Raw genomic sequence first — 17298 nt, forward strand, 5'->3', positions numbered from 1 at the left:
TCAGGAAAAGTAATAATCAGAAGTATTGAATTATTAGGAATGAAAAATATTACTGTACATTTGTTTAGGATTTAGAGAAAAAAATGTAATCCAAATCAGTTTTTTAACCAAAAACTGTCAAGTAATTTTAGGACGAGACAAAGTAAACCCTTATAGTTCTAAGCCTACACCCTAGCCAGCTAACCTTGGAGACGAACGGACTCAGGTTTGTGGTTAGCTCGTTCTATTCAGAGGTGAGTCAGCTCAGGTTTTTTGATAGCTGGCTCATTTCAGAGGTGAGTCAGCTCAGGTATTTCGATAGTTGGCTCATTTCAAAGGTTAGCTAGCTCAGGTATTTCGATAGCTGGCTGATGTCAAAGGTGAGCTAGCTGATGTCAGAGGTGAGCCAGTTCATGTCAGAGGTGAGCTGGTTCAGGTAAAAGCTGAGCCAGCTCACCTATAGGGGTGGGGGGGGTACCCTAGGGGGTGGGGGGTCGGCAAATAAACTGCTGTTTATCTGATATTTATGCATTTCTCTGCAAGTGTACAAAAATTTATACGTTTAGAGTGGTAAATGCCCTAGCTTTATTTATTTAATGCAAGGAGCCACATATGACATTGGACTATTATACCAATGTTACATCTAAAATAGTCCAGACTATTTTGGATGATTACAGTGGTAAATGCCGTTGTTATTAATGTTCAGTACAATGAACGACAGTAATATTGGACTGATACATAAATACAAACGGTATTACTAATACGCTTACGGTATTTATAATTCGTTAGTAAGTTCTCAGCAGATTGCAACGAAAATAGTTCTGTCTGTATTCGTATCAAATCAAATAATCATCTAGCTCCCTTCGATCGCGTTTTGTAGGTCGGCCTTTACCTTTTTCTCGGTCTACTGTCGAATTGAAAAAGGCAGATTGAACTTTTGGTAAATCAGTCAAACTATTGAATAATTCGATATAACATTCCCTAGCTAGTTCGGCCGATACTCGTTTTTCTATTATTTTTGTGACTTCAATTTCTAGTACCTGCTGCTCTCTTTTAATTCGATATTTTTCGCCTAGTTTCACTTTTTTGGAGCTTTTGACACTATATCCATCGAGTTTGACTTTACCGCCATCAATAGCTTCCGAGGCTATGCTGCGCGATTTAAATATGCGCACAGCCCAGAGATATTTATCTATACGAATATCGTTAGCTTCCTTTTCTGGCTTCATAGGCTTGGTGAAATAAAATGCCGGCTGCCACAGATACATTGAGGGAGTCAAATCGATCTGTATTCATGGGTATTTTAATTTGATGAGTGAGCATTTTTTGGACAGGTAGGCTGATTCCTGTGTTTTCATTTCCTAATACGAGCAGGGTAGGAAGATGAAGGTCAAGTTGATCTATACTCATCTTAGCTTTTTCAGTAGCTCCAATAAGCTGAAAACCGCATTGAATCAAATAGTCTATGGTGTCCCAAATGTTTTCTACACGGCAAATTGGGATATGGGCCAAAGCTCCAGCACTAGACTTATTCGCTTGGGCATTCACTGAAACGCTATTTTTATTCGGTATGATGATGGCATCAACATCAAAGCATACAGCACTTCGAGCTATGGCTCCAAAATTCCCTACATCTGTGATTCTATCGAGAAATACAAAAAAAGGTTGCTTTCCCTGACTGATGAGGAAATGATAAATATCGTCGAGTTTAGCATATTCATATTTATTGAGGATAGCTACCACTCCTTGATGCGAAATTTCATGGGGCTTGTAAAATGGGAAGATCAGATAGTCTATCTTCTGGATAGGTACCTTTTTAATGGGCACCTCATTGGCTTTAGCCAGTTGTATGATTTCTCCTACATCTCTAGCCGTCTGACTGATCCATATCGTATCGATATTGACTCCATTTTTTAATGCTTCTACAATCGAATTCTTTCCAAAAATTATATCTTTTTTTTTCATATTTTCTTGTCTAACTTCTTTTATCTAAATTCTATCATCTAACATCTAACTTCTATCTTATTTATACTCTACTACCTTAATAGGTGAAATCTTGGAAATAGTTCTCAGTGGAATATATGCGCTTATTATACATGTGAAGACCGTTAAGATATTTATAAAAACAAATGCCTTCCAGTCAATCCAGACAGGAGCATAAGAAATATAATAAATTGCAGGGTCTAGTTTTATTGGTTTTAAAAAGTGCAAAATAGCTGTTACAACCAGCGCTATCAGATTCCCTATTGATACACCTCTTATTATTATAAAAAAAACTTGGTAATACATTATTTCAATTATTGATTTATTATGAGCTCCTAGTACTTTCAGCATACCAATCAGTTTGGTTTTTTCTATCACAAATATACTAATGGTCGATATGATATTGACCATGGCCACTATGAGCATGACTATAAATATAATGAGTTCATTTTTTTTCATGAGTGCTAGCCAATCAAAAAGCTGGGGATATATTTCATAAATAGTATCCACTGATACATCGTTTAATTCTTCATAGATACTGGAAGCTAAATTTCGTATCTCATGTTTATCTTTGGATTGAATTTCTATCCAGCTATATTCCTGACTTCCCCATTGATTTAAATTTTGGAGAAATTTTATATCAGAAAGAGCAATCTGCGCATCAAATTCCTCTATATTAGTGACATAGCTGTTGATGACTTTGGCCCGAATAGATTTTGGTTGGCTATCAAGTATGCTGATAATTAGGGGGTCGCCTAGTTTGAGATTGAGCTTATTGAGACTATGCTGCGATAAAATTATGGGTGCTTCTTTACTTTGTTCATAGGATAAATGTTTTGGCTGCCCATATTCAAAGCTTGATGTTTTATTGAAATCAATACCTCTGAGAATTATCCCTTCAATATTTTCTTGATTTTTTAGAAGGGCACCTTTATTAACCACAGGAGTTATTTTTCCTAGTCCTTTTTGGTTTATATCTTTGAGCTCAATTTGAATAGGATTTTCTCCTATAGGATTGATAGAGTTACCAATGGAAGAGATACGGATATGTGACCAAAATCCAAAAATCTTGTCCTCAATAGTTTTTTCAAAACCTCTTATTAGAAAGGATGAAATAAGTATAGTGCAGATACAAAGCGCTATTGCGAGTTGACATATTATTTGAATAAAGTGATGCCGCTGAAGAGTTTTATCCTTTGTTAAACTTTTTGCTAACTTTACGCTCCAATTCATACTGCACAAAGGTAACTTCTTTCAAAATATGCGACTTTCTTTTTTTGCACTCTTTCTTTGTATTTATCTATTAACAGAAGGTCAAACAATCATTCCTGGAGCGGACCGCAGCCAACTATATTTACCTAAGTTAAAAGGGAAAAAGATAGCAATTACCTGCAATCATACCAGTATGGTGGGTAACCAGCATTTGGTAGATTTTCTTATCACTAATGAAATTAAAATTGTAAAAATATTCGCACCCGAACATGGATTTAGAGGCGAAGCAGATGCTGGAGCTAAGATTAAATCCGAGATAGACACTAAGACTGGAATACGTATAAAATCTCTTTATGGAAAGAATTTGAAACCGAGCAGAGAAGACCTGAAGAATATTGATATTATGCTTTTTGATATTCAAGATGTGGGTGTTCGATTTTATACCTATATTTCTACCTTGCAATACGTCATGGAAGCCTGCGCGGATGCGAATATTCCTGTGATAGTACTCGATAGACCAAACCCCAACGGACATTATATTGATGGCCCCGTCTTGGATATGAAATTTAAGAGCTTTGTAGGTATGCAACCTATCCCTGTGGTCTATGGCATGACAATAGGAGAATATGCTAAAATGCTGGTAGGGGAGAAGTGGCTGCAAACCAAGTCAAAAGTCAAACTAGAAGTTGTTCCTTGCTTGAACTACCAACATGATTCCAAGATAGTCTTAACTATTCCTCCATCCCCCAATTTAAAATCAAGCCAAGCGATAGCGTTATATCCTTCGCTATGTTTATTTGAAGGAACTGGTGTTTCTGTAGGCAGAGGTACTGAGACGCCTTTTGAATGCTTTGGCTCGCCATTTTTGAATAAACAAGTTTTGAAAGATAGCTTCATACCCATGTCTCGAAAAGGTGCTAGCTCACCACCATATTTGAATCAGTGGTGTTTTGGAGAACAATTGTCAGAGATAAAGGTAGTAGAGAAGTTTGATTTATCCTACATTTTAAAAGCCTATCAGCATTGGACCAGGGATAAAAAGGAGTTTTTCTTACCATCATTGTTTTTCGATAATTTAGCAGGTAATGCAACCCTAAGATGGCAAATTATTAATGGTAAGACAGAGAACGAAATTCGTGAATCTTGGTATTCTGATATAGCAAAGTTTAAAAAAATTAGGGTAAAGTACCTTATTTATCCTTAGTTTTCAGATTATACATTTTCATTGTTCCTTTGTTTTTCACATCGATCTCACCGCGTGAAGCAAAATCAAAACTATCTTTTACAAGATGATAGGTTGCTTCAGAAACATTGATCGTATTTACTTCACCTAGCTTCTCCATTCTACTGGCAATGTTGACAGCGTCTCCCCATATATCGTAAGCAAATTTCGTATCACCGACTACTCCAGCTACTACCGCCCCTGTATTGATTCCTATCCGAATGTCAAAACTTCTTTTCGTTGGATTCTTTGGTAGTATCCTTTCATTATGGATAAATTCCAAAATTTCCATAGCACACAAAATCATATTGTTAGCTGCTAACTTTGAATCTGTTTGAAAACCTGAAACACACATATAGGCATCGCCTATGGTTTTTATTTTCTCTATATTATACTTTAGTATGATTTGATCAAAAGACCGAAAGTAATAATCAATAATCTTGACTAAATCTTTGGCAGATAATTCTTCGCTAAGCTTAGTGAAGTCTTGAAAGTCAGTAAACATTATGGTTACATTGTCATGCAATTGAGCTTCTGTTCTACCATGTTGTTTTAACTCTTGTGCTACTTTAAGGGGGAGAATATTAAGTAGCAAATTGTCCGACTTTTCTTTTTCATATTTTATCTCGTCTTCGGTATCATGCATAGCTATGGAATAAAACGCGCCACTTAAAGTAAGAGAAATAAATGAAAATAGAGTATTTGATAAATTTAAATAGCCTTTATGTATGGTATCTAAAATTTGTATCGGTTCGAACAAACTACTATAATAAAAGTTTAGAAACATAAAGCTGATAACACATATCAATGATAACGATACTTTTATAGTCCATTTGCCTCTGGGCATTAGAAATGGGAATAGCGAAATAACTAATATATAGTATTGAAAACCGCAATCAGTCCCAAAATAATAAACTGCTATGATTTGATGAATAATAATTTCCAATACCATAATGATAGAAGAAGTGAAATGCATACCCTTTCTATTCAATATTATACTTGTAATATAAATCCCAACACTTACAATATTAATTGCACTCATTGGGTATGCTCTTAGGAAATAAAAGTAAAAAATCCAATGAAGGTGCACAAACATTCCTAGAGTCAGCACTAGGTTCGATAGCTTGTAAAATCTGAGATTATCAGAATTTATGATAGTGGGAATACTATCAAAAGATGGGATGTTTTTTACCATAGGTATTTTACTCCCAATTTGCTTAGTTATAGAAAAAAAAGTATTACCTGTATTCATTATAAATATATGACAGTGGTGCAAATATAGTCATACATAAATTTATTCAATTTGTTATAATATTGTATCTTTGGATATAACTTAAACTCAATGAGACGTCTTAGTACTTATATTTTATTTAGTATTCTATTTTTGTTTTCCCTAGATTTCAATGCTCAGTCTAAGAAAGAGTTGAAGGAACAGAATGAGGAGCAAAAAAGAATGTATAATGATTTATTGCAGGAGAAGGCCAATATTGAGAAAGAGAAGAGGCGCTTAGAGGCAGATAAACAGGAATTAGCGGAAAAAACCAAGGCATTGGATGAGGCTGTAAAGAAGAAGCAACAGGAGCTGAAAATGACAGAAAAAGAGATTCAATCCAGTAAGATTCTTTTAAAAGAAAAATCCAATGAAGTCGTTGAAAAGGAGAATGTAATTAGAGTAAAAGATGCTAATATTTCATCTTTAGAAGAGGCAAAAAAAATATCAGATCTTGTAGCGAAGCAAAGCGAGTTAGAATTAGCAAATAAGAAAGCCTCACAAAAAATACTTATTCTGGGTATAGCCCTGATTAGCTTGATTTCTATCTTACTTTTATATATGTTTATCAATAGAAAAAAGGCTAGTAGAATTTTAGAAATTGAAAAGAAAAAATCAGATCAATTACTTCTCAATATTTTACCACAAGAGATAGCAGATGAATTAAAAAATACGCAAAAAACACAAGCTAGAAGTTATGATATGGCTACAGTGTTGTTTGCTGATATTAAAGGTTTTACAAGTATTAGTGCTACTCTGAAACCATCCGTTTTAATAGCAGAATTGGATTATATTTTTGGCGCCTTCGATGATATCATTCAAAAGTATAATATTGAAAAAATAAAGGTCATAGGAGATTGCTTTATGTGTGTGGGAGGTATTCCACATAGTAATGAAACGAATCCGCAAGATGTAGTCTTAGCTGCCATAGAAATGCAAGAATTTATGGCAGAAATGAAAAAAGAAAGAATCAAAACTAAAAAACAAGTCTATGAGATTCGAATTGGTATCAATACTGGACCTATCGTAGCTGGGGTCATAGGTACTAAAAAGTTTGCCTATGATGTATGGGGCGATACTGTTAATATTGCATCCCGTTTGGAATCTTCTTGTGAACCTGGCAAAATTAATATTTCTTCCACTACTTATGAAAAAGTTAAAGATAAATTTGCCTGTATTTATCGTGGAAAAATAGACATAAAAGGTAAAAATGGACTGGATATGTATTTCGTATCAGATACAATTTTAGAAAAAAAACAATCAGATAATAAGCCGCTCGCATCATGAATTTTCACCTCGCCAAGAAGTATATTTTGACAAGACTTAAAGATGAACTGCCTTCATATTTAACTTACCATGGATATCATCATACCTGGGATGTCTATGAAATGACTATAGAAATAGCCATGAGTGAAGGTATTACAGATGAAGAAGATTTAACCTTGCTTAAAACCGCTGCTATATTTCATGATAGTGGATTTATCTTAGCCTACAATGGTCATGAGGATTTGAGCTGTGAAATTGTGCGAGAAAAATTGCCGGAGTTTGACTACAATGAAGAACAAATAGAGAAAATTTGCAGTATGATTCAAGCTACAAAAATTCCTCAAAATCCACAAACACAGCTAGAGGAAATATTGGCTGATGCAGACCTTGATTACCTTGGCAGAGAAGATTTTTATCCTATTTCAAGCTCTTTGTTTGAAGAATTTAAAAGCATAAGTCTTTTAAAAACAGAAGAAGAATGGAATAAGATACAAGTAAAATTTTTGGAGCAACATCATTATTTTACAAAAACTTGTATTCAACGCAGAAAAGATGCGAAAGAAAAAAGACTTGTTGAACTTAGAAAGCTAATTGGTTAAGTTATGAATAAAAATCACCCTATCGAATGGAGTCAAATTTACTCACTGAAAAATATAGCATTAATATTGACGGGTACTGCCTGTGCGGTTTTTGCTATGAAAGGATTTATGATCCCCAATCACTTAATGGATGGCGGAGTCACTGGCGTTTCGATACTAATACATGAGATATATCATATAAATATTTCTCTATTGATACTTGGGTTAAATGCTTATTTTATTTATTTATGTAAAAAATACATAGGCAAGACCTTCGCTATTCAGACTAGCCTAGCTATCTTTTTATTGGCTTTAGGTTTACAATTTGTGCCAGTCCCTACGATTACAAATGATAAAATTCTCATAGCCATTTTTGGTGGTTTCTTCATAGGAATAGGCATGGGTTTAGTCGTCCGTGCTGGTGGAGTCATAGATGGAGCAGAAGTTATAGCGGTATTTACCACAAAGAGAATAGGTTTGAGTATGAGTGAAATTATTCTTATTTTCAATAGCCTTATTTTCTTAACAGTTGCATACAAGCTAGGAATCGAATCTGCTATGTATTCAATTATCACTTACTTTACAGCTACTAAAATGAGCGACTATGTAGCAGATGGAATCGAAGAGTACATTGCTCTGCATATTATTAGCTCGCAATTCGAAGATATCAAATCGGCGATAGTCAATGATTTTAATAAAGGTATCGCAGTCTATAAAGGGGAGAGGGGCTATTTGCCCGGCAGTTATGATGTGAAACAAAATGTAGATGTTATTGTTACTATTATGACACGTCTTGAAATTTTAAAAATTAAGGAGGCTATCTATGAAATAGATCCGAAAGCATTTATGTATATCACAAGTGTGAAAGAAGCTAAAGGCGGTGTACTGAAAAAGAAGAACGTACACTAATTGTTATCTTAATACCTTATGCAAGAATTAGCAATCTTCTGGTTTCGGAGAGATTTACGTTTTGAAGATAATCATGGGTTTTTTCAGGCTTTAAATTCTGGTTTGCCTGTACTTCCTATTTTTATTTTTGATACAGATATTTTATCTAAACTTACGAATAAGTCTGATAAACGATTACAGTTTATTCATAATCATTGTCAGATTTTAAATGATAAATTTAATGAGTTTGGGTCTGGTCTGAAATTTATGTATGGGAAACCATTAACCATTTGGCAAGACTTAGTTTCAACCTATGATATAAAAGCAGTATTCACCAATCACGATTACGAGCCTTATGCTATTAAGAGAGACGCAGAGGTGCAATACTTCCTAGAAAGTCGGTCTATCAAGTTTAAAAGTTTCAAAGATCAGGTTATCTTTGAAAAATCAGAAGTAGTCAAGGCCGATGGTCTGCCATATACCATATTTACTCCATATTCTAAAGTGTGGAAGACGAAACTGGGCACTAGTCCTATTCAGACTTTTCCTAGTGAAAATTTTCTCCATAGCTTATTCAAGTTTAGTTCTCAGTCTCTCTCTCTCTCTCTGGAAGAAATGGGATTTAGTTCAGTTGAATTAAATTTAGCCAATAATGCTCAGGACTTAAATCAAATTATTAAGAATTATCATTTGACGCGCAATATTCCAGCGAATCAAGAGGGAACAACAAGACTGAGTGTAAACTTGCGTTTCGGTACAGTGAGTGTGCGCAAGCTTGTTTTGCAGGCAATGAATACAAACGAAACTTGGCTTAACGAATTGATATGGCGAGAATTTTTTATGCAAATATTATTTCATTTTCCAAAGGTCGTTCATGCGAGTTTTAAAGAAAAGTATGACAAAATTCCATGGCGAAATAATGAAAACGAATTTAAATTATGGTGCCTAGGTAGGACGGGTTATCCCATAGTGGATGCGGGTATGCGAGAACTCAATGAAACTGGATTCATGCATAATCGAGTAAGAATGATTGTAGCCAGCTTTCTGACCAAGCATCTTCTTATAGATTGGCGATGGGGAGAGGCTTATTTCGCTGAGAAATTATTAGACTATGAGTTATCAGCCAATAATGGAAACTGGCAATGGGCTGCAGGAACAGGATGCGATGCTGCACCTTATTTTAGAGTCTTTAACCCTAGTGAGCAGGCGAAGAAATTTGATCCCGAAGCGAAATACATCAACCAGTGGCTTTCACCTGATGATTTGCTGATTCCCCCTATAGTAGAGCATAGTTTTGCTAGAAATAGGGCACTAGATGTTTATAAAAAAGCCCTAAATGAAGGATAATACCTACCCTAGTTTTCGCGATTATTTGCTAAAGTGCAATGATTTTTCTGATTAAGAAATAGATGAAATAATATCCAAGGTAATATTTGAAACTAAGCAGAAAAAAACATTCTTACTGCGAGATGGTGAGGTTTGCAATGTTGAAGCATTTGTTTTGAAAGGATTGGCTGTATCCTATTTTATAGGTGAAGATGGCACCAAGGTAGTGCTTTCCTTTGCTAGAGAGAATTGGTGGCTAGCTGATATGGATAGTTTGCATAATGCTAGTGAAAGTAAAATGTTTATAGAGTTCATAGAAGATTCAGAGATTCTGGTTATGGATAAGCAAACTAAGGTTGAATTGCTTAAGAAAATTCCTAAACTTGAGAGAATGTTTCGATTACTAGTAGAGCGGCATCTTATCAATTATCAACAACGAATTTTTAGCAACATAGCCTTGTCTGGTAAAGAGAAATATGAACAATTTCGAAGTAAATATCCTGACGTGCTACAGCGAGTTCCTCAGCACCTAATAGCTTCCTATCTGGGTTTGACACCCGAATTTCTGAGTCGCATTCGAAAAGATAAAAATTAAATAGGGTTTGCTGTTAAACTCACAACTTTTTTTAACCACATAGGTACATAGGAAAATAAGTAAGCCGTAGGCGATAAACCGCTTGAACATAGATCTCATTCTATTGCGGTAGCGCTTCAGCGCTCTATACTTTCCTTTTTTATCGTAAATGTTTCCTTATATAAACAGCACCTTAACTAAAAAATCTATGTGCCTATGTGGTTTAAGATAATTTGCTGCAAGGTTTTCAACGAAAACATTGAGATAACTTCTATTCTATCTTGCACTTGTTTTATTAGAAATTAGGCTGCGACTCCGAATCTCATTGAATTGATTAGTTTTTCAGCAGACCCTAAAAATCTAAATATTTTTTTTATAGGTTTTTTCTTAATCTAGATCAATGAAATTGAACTAAGACTGATTTACCTTTGCATTAAAATTTTAAAGTATGAATCGAAAAGAATTTTTAAAGAAAGGGCTATTAGGTTCAGCACTTCTATCTGTCGCTGGTCTCATAGCTAGAAGGCAAGAAGAAAAATTGCCAAAAAAGGAAATCTTAGGTTTTAATCATTTACCAATAAAAAACACAATAAACATGGAAAATTCAGTTTTACATAAAGCCAACACAAGAGGATATGCCAATCATGGTTGGCTTGATGCTTATCACTCTTTTAGCTTTGCTAGTTATTACAATCCAGAGCGTATGCAGTTCGGAGCACTGCGAGTTTTGAATGATGATACTGTGAATGCCAGCGAGGGATTTGGCACGCATCCTCACGACAATATGGAGATTATAACCATACCATTGGAGGGAGCTATTGAGCATAAAGATAGTATGGGAAATACTTCAGTTATCAGAGCGGGTGAAATTCAAGTAATGAGTGCTGGTTCTGGAGTTACTCATAGTGAATTTAATCACCATAGTGACCAAAAACTAAAACTTTTGCAAATTTGGATATTCCCCAATAAGCAAAACGTAAAACCACGCTATGATCAGTTAAAACTTGATCCTTCTGACAAACAAAACAGATTGCAACAGATACTTTCTCCTGTGCCAGAAGAAGCTGGTGTTTGGATACATCAGAATGCTTGGTTTCACATAGGAAAATTTGACCAGAATTCCATAGCAAACTATCAATTAAAAGATAAAAGTAATGGGGTCTATGCCTTTGTTATACACGGTCAATTTGAGATTAATAATCAGAAATTAGAGCGAAGAGACGCACTAGGGGTTTGGAGTATTGAGAAATTAAGTTTAACTTCCTTAGAAAAGGACTCAGAAATATTGCTCATCGAAGTTCCTATGAATGTTTAAATTAAATAAATAAAATGAAAGTACTCGCATTTGCAGCTAGTAATAGCTCTCAATCAATTAATAAGAAATTTTTATCTTATGTGTTGACGCATTTTCAATCTCATGATACGGAGCTCCTGGACCTCAATGATTATGATCTGCCTCTATATTCGATAGATAAAGAAAAATCTATTGGTATTCCAGAATTGGTCTCACATTTTTCCAAGAAGCTAGAAGAAGCAGATGTAATCATTATCTCATTGGCTGAACATAATGGAACATATACAGCGGTATTTAAGAATCTCTTTGATTGGCTATCGAGGTATAAATTGAAGATGTTTGAAGGTAAGAGAATGATATTACTCGCTACCGCACCCGGCCCTAGAGGAGGCAGGGGCGTTATGGATGCAGCTTTAGTGCGCTTTCCTATTCATGGTGCTGAGATTCTAGGTCATTTTTGTTTACCTAAGTTTCAGGAAAATTTCGATGCAGAGAAAGGTATTATCAATGAGGAGTTAAAGGATGAATTTAATTCCTTATTGAATAAGATTTCTAAGACGAATGAAGCGTGATAATAGGTAATAATAGTAAGTCACTTTTATACCTTCACTCCAAATAAATATCCAACTAGCGCAGTGAGCGCCATTGCGAGTGTTCCCCAAAAAGTGACTCGAAGTATGGCTTTCCATATACTTGAGCCACCTAGTCTGGCAGATATACCTCCTAAGACCATTAAAAAAATAATAGACAAAACGTAGAGACTAGGCACCATAAATGGGATAGGAGAAAAAAGTGTCACTAGAGCAGGTAAGGCACCACCTAGAGTAAAGGCTAATCCAGATGCTAAAGCAGCAGTTAATGGATTGGCTTGGGTCACTTCATTAATCCCTAATTCGTCGCGTACATGGGCTGCTAGGGCATCATGAGCAGTCAGTTCCTGTGCTACCTGCATAGTCGTCTCTTTTTTCAAACCTCGTTTTTCGTATATGGCTGCCAATATATTTAGTTCAATTTCCGGCATAGCTTCAAGTTCCTTGGCTTCACGTTCTATATCCGATTTTTCAGTATCCATTTGTGAGCTGACGGAAACATATTCTCCTGCTGCCATGGATAGTGCACCCGCTACCAAGCCTGCTATCGTGGCTAGTAAAATGGGTTCACGTGTAGTGCTCGCAGCAGCTACACCGATAGCTATACTAGATATGGATATAATGCCATCATTGGCACCTAGAACTGCAGCGCGAAGCCAATTACTTCTATGTATATAATGACTTTCTAAATAGGTGTCGATTGTTGGTTCCATTCAATTCTTGTTCCTTCAAAATTACATTAATTTTCTAAATCAACTTATTTCAAAAAAAAAGACCATCATTCGATGGTCTTTTTTTAATCTATGAAGTTGTTTATCTTAAGCCTTAGCCTCGATAACCATTTTACCTTTGTAATATAGAGCACCATCCACGTAGTAAGCTCTATGTCTTAGGTGAGTCTCTCCCGTTGTAGAGCATGTAGACAAGGTCGGAGCTTCTGCTTTGTAATGGGTTCTTCTTTTATCTCTTCTTGTGGTTGATATTTTTTTCTTTGGATTTGGCATATTATGTAATTTTTATTTTTGTTATTGTTATGATTTTAATTTATTTAAACTAGACCACCTTGGATCTATTTCCTCTTCTGTTTTAGGTACTGCTTTTAGTTTTTCCAATATTTCTGGGTTACAGGTGCTATTTCCGTTTTTATCATTGGGATGAAAGACTTGAATGGGGATATTGATCAAGATATAATCATAAATTAAATCTGCAACATTGATGGCCGTTTCATTCCTGGAAATATAAACTACGTCGGCTTCATCTAAGGTTCCATTCTCTACATCTTCAAATTTTACAATGATTTCAAAATCAGTCATTAACTCATAATCAAACAACTCATTGCATCTATCACAGGGTAAGTTGACTGTACCGTCTACTTGAAAATTCAAAATAAAAAAGGAATCTTTTTTATCTAGATTTAATTTTACCAGTAGATTGGCCTCTGATATGAGAGATTTTTCATACATTTTAAAGAACGGCGCACCTATTTCGTATTCGAAATGATGCACGGCATTTTTCAATCCTAGAAAATGTATGTCAAAATTCCTCCTCCTTTCCATACTAAAAAAAGAACTAATTTTTATTTTTGGAGTGCAAATATAGGTAATTTAATCTAAAATGCTTAGTTTTTATAATTCTAAGAGCAATAATTCTTTTTTTGTTCAGTTTATAGACTAGTTGTGCATATCTTTTAGATTTAGCGATATGTGCAATAACTAAATTTGCAATCAGCTAATATAAAAAAGTTTAATTTATGAATGGACAAGAGCAAAGCTTATTAGATATTTTCGCTAAAATGGGCTCAATGGGACAGTTTGTCTCTGGCTTGATTTTCCTATTAGGAGGACTAGCTATTTACATCTTTGTTGAAAGGCTAAGCGCCTTGAAGGCACGTAAAGAAGATAACAACTTGCTTGACAAGGTAAATGAATCTATCTCTTTAGGAAATATAACAGGGGCTAAAGATATATGTTTAAGAGCTAATTCACCGCTATCTAGAGTTATTTACAAAGGAATTTCTCGAATAGGTCTTCCCTTGAAAGATATTGAGTTAGCTATGGAGAAAGCCATCGACTTAGAAGTGTTTCAAATGGAAAAAGGAGAGGAAACGCTCAGTTTGGTATCTAAACTAGCTCCTATGCTTGGTTTCATAGGTACTATAGCGGGTGTTATTCAGATATTCTATACGATTAATGCAACAGGAGATTATAACATTGAGTCCATTTCTGGTGGATTGTATGTAAAAATGATTACCTCCGCATTAGGCTTGACTTTGGGTATTATTGCCTATTATTTCTATTTCGTGATTTCAAAAAAAATCAAAGGAAATGTATATCACTTAGAAAGAGGTTCTGCACAATTGATAGAAACTATATCAACTCCAGTTAAATAATTGACTATGTCCAGATTTAGAAGAAGACATAAAGAAGGCGCAGAAGTAAGTACAGAATCTCTAAATGACATTATGTTTTTCTTAATGTTATTCTTTTTGATTGTATCCACTTTGGTCAATCCTAATGTTATAAGATTATCACTTCCCAATTCGAAATCAAACTCCAGTTTGGCTAAGCAACCAGTCATTCTTTCTGTAGACAAAGATAAAGTCATTTTTGTCAATAAACAACAGGTCAATATTGAAGATTTAAAGTCTAAACTCTCTAGTCTGGTGGCGAGTATGGAGACTCCTACCATAGTACTTCGACTAGACCAGTCCTTGACTGTACAGGACTTAGTCAATATTATGCAGATAGGTAATGAATTGAAAATTAAAATGGTATTGGCCACACAACCTGCCAAACAATAGATCATGACGGCCATGCTACAAAGAGTTGATATCTACGAAAGGAACAGAAGAATCTATCCTAAGCTTGCCGTTGTCATTTATTTTATTTTAATCTTACTTCTTTTTTATATATGGAAATTCTCCCAACCTTTAGAATTAGATGAAGGGGAAGGTCTCATGGTAGATTTTGGTTATACAGAAGTGGGACTCGGAGAGGATGAACCGGATAAAGATAATCCTATGAATAAGATTGCTATTCCATCGCCTGGAAATCCTCCATTGACCCAAGATATCAAAGAGAAAGTGCTTCTTCAAGATTATGAGGAAACAGCAAAGGTAGATGCAATCACAGAAACTAAATCGCAAAAGATAGTTGTCGTAGATAATATACTCAAAAGCCCTAATAAAAAACCAGAAAAAGCAGATCCAATTCCAAGTAAAAATATCTCTAATGCACCCCCTGCTGAAAAAAATAAGGTGGATGAAAACTCATTGTTTAAAGGATTTAAAGGCACTGGAAAAGGAGCTGGAAGCCAAGGAAATACCGAAGGTGAAGGCAATATGGGAGATCCATCAGGTAGTAAATCGGATAATTATCTGGGTAAAAGTACAGGTCTAGGCTCAGAAGGAGAGGGAAGAGGTCGTATAGGCAGCGGATTAGTAGGAAGAAACTTAAAATCGATACCTCCTATTGTAGACAAATCAAATAAAACAGGAAGGATTATAATATCAGTCAATGTAGATGCTTCAGGTAATGTCAAGAAAAGTGAGTTTGTCGCTCAAAACTCAACAATCACAGATAGTGACTTGGTATCGAAATGTGTTCAGGCTGCGAAAAAAGCAAAATTCTCTCCAAGTGATGATAAGGATTCTGATTGGGGGAAACTGGTATTTACTTTCGAAATTAGGGATTAGTCCCGATAGCAATCGGGAAGAAGTTAGATGTTAAACTAGTATTAAGTATTACGAAGATTAGCTGTAAAGACTGTTTCCTATTCACTTTAAACCTTCAACTTTCTACTAACTCGTGACTTACCAAGAAACTCTTGATTTTCTCTACCAGCAATTACCCATGTTCTCTCGCATTGGTTCTGCAGCATATAAAAAAGACTTGACCAATACCTTAGCTCTTTGTGACTATTTTGGTATTCCGCAACATAAATTTAAATCGATTCACATAGGTGGTACTAATGGCAAGGGAAGCACTACCAACTATCTCGCTTCTATGTTTGTCGAAACAGGAATGAAGGTTGGAATTTACACTTCCCCACATTTGATTGACTTTCGAGAACGCATTAAGACAGGAAATCGGATGATTTCTCAAGAGTTCGTTATTGAATTTGTAGAAAAGGCTAAACCGGTGATTGAGAAAATACAGCCTTCATTTTTTGAATTGACTGTAGTGATGGCTTTTGAATATTTCGCTTATGAAAAGGTGGATATAGCTATGATAGAAGTAGGTCTGGGTGGTCGTCTCGATAGCACCAATGTCATTTTACCTGAGCTTTGCGTAATTACGAATGTCAGCTTTGACCATATGAATATGCTGGGCAATACAATCGAAGAAATCGCATTTGAAAAGGCTGGAATAATTAAAAATGGAATTCCATGTATTATTGGAGAATCCAATTCCAATTATAATACTGTCTTTGAAGCTAAGGCAAAGGAAAATGAAGTTCAGCTGTATTATGCCAGCGATGAGGTGAAGGTAACGGAAATCGATAGTCTTGCATTAGAATTTGTGTGTCATGAGCATAAACTAAGACTTGACAAGACAAAAGCCTTCCCGCCTTATCAAATCAAAAATATTAAAACAGCTATGTTGGCTTTTTCCACTTACATGAAAGATAGGGTAAATATTTCTGATTTTATTCAAAAAGGGATAGCTCATAGAACAGAAAATACTGGCTTTCTCGGTCGATGGACCAAGCTGAAATTAGGAGAAAAGACTATTATATTAGAATCAGCTCATAACGAAGCTGGGATAGAGGAATTGAAGAAAGCCATAGAAGCAGAGCAATTAAAAAACGCAGTAGTCCTTTTCGGATGCGTTCGAGATAAGGATGTGACCACCGTGATTTCGCATTTACCTAAAAATCTGGATTATATCCTAAGCCAGGCAAATATTCCTCGCGCTATGTCTGTAGAAGAATTAGTTCCATTGTTTATAAAGAATTGTAATACTCCTATTTATCAAACCTCAGATTTGGAAGAAGCTTTGGATTTCGCAATTAATAGACATAATAATAAAACTATACTAGTTACGGGTAGTATATTTCTCGTTGGGGAGGCTTTGGGACTACTAAAAAAATTAGACTATTAACATTTAAACGAATA

General features: G+C 35.2%; 19 protein-coding genes. 12 read left to right on the forward strand and 7 right to left on the reverse strand.

Annotated elements, in window-relative coordinates:
* Window positions 1-815: 815 nt before the first annotated feature.
* From JNL75_06735 to JNL75_06745, 3 genes are read right to left on the reverse strand one after another with little or no spacing between them, the layout of a single operon-like run.
* The gene (locus JNL75_06735; protein ID MBL7789513.1) at window positions 816-1208 is read right to left on the reverse strand and encodes an RNA-binding S4 domain-containing protein; all 393 of its coding nucleotides are present in this window, start codon (window positions 1206-1208) and stop codon (window positions 816-818) included.
* Window positions 1186-1944, reverse strand: coding sequence for a 23S rRNA (guanosine(2251)-2'-O)-methyltransferase RlmB (gene rlmB / locus JNL75_06740; protein MBL7789514.1), 759 nt, complete (start codon window positions 1942-1944; stop codon window positions 1186-1188). Before rlmB ends, JNL75_06735 begins: the two co-directional genes overlap by 23 nt.
* A 57-nt stretch (window positions 1945-2001) precedes the next feature.
* Window positions 2002-3195, reverse strand: coding sequence for an ABC transporter permease (locus JNL75_06745; protein ID MBL7789515.1), 1194 nt, complete (start codon window positions 3193-3195; stop codon window positions 2002-2004).
* A 28-nt stretch (window positions 3196-3223) separates the two neighbouring features.
* Between JNL75_06745 and JNL75_06750 the strand changes: the two genes are divergently transcribed.
* Window positions 3224-4378 carry a DUF1343 domain-containing protein gene (locus JNL75_06750; GenBank protein ID MBL7789516.1) on the forward strand — a complete coding sequence of 385 codons (1155 nt, stop codon included), beginning with the start codon at window positions 3224-3226 and terminating at the stop codon, window positions 4376-4378.
* On the opposite strand, the gene JNL75_06755 is transcribed toward JNL75_06750, so the two are convergent.
* Window positions 4365-5438, reverse strand: coding sequence for an adenylate/guanylate cyclase domain-containing protein (locus JNL75_06755; GenBank protein ID MBL7789517.1), 1074 nt, complete (start codon window positions 5436-5438; stop codon window positions 4365-4367). The two genes, JNL75_06750 and JNL75_06755, sit on opposite strands and share 14 nt — an antisense overlap.
* A gap of 300 nt (window positions 5439-5738) precedes the next feature.
* Between JNL75_06755 and JNL75_06760 the strand changes: the two genes are divergently transcribed.
* The 7 genes from JNL75_06760 (at window position 5739) to JNL75_06790 (ending at window position 12164) form a co-directional block, all read left to right on the forward strand.
* The gene (locus tag JNL75_06760) at window positions 5739-6953 is read left to right on the forward strand and encodes a hypothetical protein (protein MBL7789518.1); all 1215 of its coding nucleotides are present in this window, start codon (window positions 5739-5741) and stop codon (window positions 6951-6953) included.
* Complete coding sequence (locus JNL75_06765) at window positions 6950-7531, forward strand: HD domain-containing protein (GenBank protein MBL7789519.1); 582 nt, start codon at window positions 6950-6952, stop codon at window positions 7529-7531. Before JNL75_06760 ends, JNL75_06765 begins: the two co-directional genes overlap by 4 nt.
* A 3-nt stretch (window positions 7532-7534) precedes the next feature.
* A complete protein-coding gene (locus JNL75_06770) occupies window positions 7535-8419 on the forward strand; it encodes a YitT family protein (GenBank protein MBL7789520.1) in 885 nt (294 codons plus the stop codon).
* An 18-nt stretch (window positions 8420-8437) separates the two neighbouring features.
* Window positions 8438-9745, forward strand: coding sequence for a deoxyribodipyrimidine photo-lyase (locus JNL75_06775; GenBank protein MBL7789521.1), 1308 nt, complete (start codon window positions 8438-8440; stop codon window positions 9743-9745).
* A 154-nt stretch (window positions 9746-9899) separates the two neighbouring features.
* Entirely contained in the window at window positions 9900-10319 is a 420-nt protein-coding gene (locus JNL75_06780; GenBank protein MBL7789522.1) for a Crp/Fnr family transcriptional regulator, read from the forward strand.
* A 574-nt stretch (window positions 10320-10893) separates the two neighbouring features.
* Entirely contained in the window at window positions 10894-11613 is a 720-nt protein-coding gene (locus tag JNL75_06785) for a pirin family protein (protein ID MBL7789523.1), read from the forward strand.
* Window positions 11614-11627: 14 nt separating this feature from the next.
* Entirely contained in the window at window positions 11628-12164 is a 537-nt protein-coding gene (locus JNL75_06790; protein ID MBL7789524.1) for an NAD(P)H-dependent oxidoreductase, read from the forward strand.
* A 26-nt stretch (window positions 12165-12190) separates the two neighbouring features.
* Here JNL75_06790 and JNL75_06795 read toward each other — a convergent pair whose 3' ends face one another.
* From JNL75_06795 to JNL75_06805, 3 genes are all read right to left on the reverse strand, one after another.
* The gene (locus tag JNL75_06795; GenBank protein MBL7789525.1) at window positions 12191-12895 is read right to left on the reverse strand and encodes a VIT family protein; all 705 of its coding nucleotides are present in this window, start codon (window positions 12893-12895) and stop codon (window positions 12191-12193) included.
* 105 nt (window positions 12896-13000) lie between these two features.
* Complete coding sequence (gene rpmF / locus JNL75_06800) at window positions 13001-13186, reverse strand: 50S ribosomal protein L32 (GenBank protein MBL7789526.1); 186 nt, start codon at window positions 13184-13186, stop codon at window positions 13001-13003.
* Between the two features lie 27 nt (window positions 13187-13213).
* On the reverse strand, window positions 13214-13738 hold the full coding sequence (locus JNL75_06805; GenBank protein MBL7789527.1) for a DUF177 domain-containing protein: 525 nt from the start codon (window positions 13736-13738) through the stop codon (window positions 13214-13216).
* A 194-nt stretch (window positions 13739-13932) separates the two neighbouring features.
* Between JNL75_06805 and JNL75_06810 the strand changes: the two genes are divergently transcribed.
* The 4 genes from JNL75_06810 to JNL75_06825 all read left to right on the forward strand — a co-directional run bounded on the left by JNL75_06810 (window position 13933) and on the right by JNL75_06825 (window position 17284).
* Window positions 13933-14571, forward strand: coding sequence for a MotA/TolQ/ExbB proton channel family protein (locus JNL75_06810; protein ID MBL7789528.1), 639 nt, complete (start codon window positions 13933-13935; stop codon window positions 14569-14571).
* Window positions 14572-14577: 6 nt separating this feature from the next.
* Window positions 14578-14982, forward strand: coding sequence for a biopolymer transporter ExbD (locus JNL75_06815; GenBank protein ID MBL7789529.1), 405 nt, complete (start codon window positions 14578-14580; stop codon window positions 14980-14982).
* Between the two features lie 3 nt (window positions 14983-14985).
* Window positions 14986-15876, forward strand: coding sequence for a hypothetical protein (locus JNL75_06820; GenBank protein MBL7789530.1), 891 nt, complete (start codon window positions 14986-14988; stop codon window positions 15874-15876).
* A gap of 112 nt (window positions 15877-15988) precedes the next feature.
* On the forward strand, window positions 15989-17284 hold the full coding sequence (locus JNL75_06825) for a bifunctional folylpolyglutamate synthase/dihydrofolate synthase (GenBank protein MBL7789531.1): 1296 nt from the start codon (window positions 15989-15991) through the stop codon (window positions 17282-17284).
* The last annotated feature ends 14 nt before the right edge of the window (window positions 17285-17298 follow it).

This window comes from Chitinophagales bacterium, from assembly GCA_016787225.1.
In the GTDB taxonomy this organism is placed as follows: Bacteria; Bacteroidota; Bacteroidia; order Chitinophagales; family JADJOU01; genus CHPMRC01.